The sequence below is a fragment of the Corallococcus sp. AB030 genome (assembly GCF_003668965.1).
GTDB lineage: Bacteria > Myxococcota > Myxococcia > Myxococcales > Myxococcaceae > Corallococcus > Corallococcus exiguus.
In genome coordinates this window covers 1-254 of sequence record NZ_RAWQ01000547.1, presented here as the reverse complement: position 1 = coordinate 254, position 254 = coordinate 1, and the positions used below count along the sequence as shown (strand labels likewise).

The following is a 254-nucleotide window of genomic DNA, read 5'->3' as shown; positions in this document are numbered from 1 at the left end:
AGCTGACCCTCCGCGGTCTGGTGCTCGGGTCGGTGCTGGGCATCGTGTTCGCGGCGTCGTCCGTGTACCTGGCCATCAAGGTCGGCCTCACGGTGTCCGCGTCCATCCCGGTGGCGGTGCTCTCCATTTCGGCTTCTTCTTCGTGACGGTGAGCGCGCGCATCACCGGTGAGATTGGCTCCTCGTCCAACCCCATCTCCGGCATGGTGGTGGCCACGCTGCTCGTCACCTGCCTCGTGTACCTGCTGTTCGGCT

At 65.7% G+C, this 254-nt stretch carries 1 protein-coding gene; it reads left to right on the top strand.

What is annotated here, in order from left to right:
- Positions 1-20 precede the first annotated feature (20 nt).
- Complete coding sequence (locus tag D7Y15_RS46330; RefSeq protein ID WP_368667442.1) at positions 21-146, top strand: hypothetical protein; 126 nt, start codon at positions 21-23, stop codon at positions 144-146.
- Positions 147-254 lie beyond the last annotated feature (108 nt).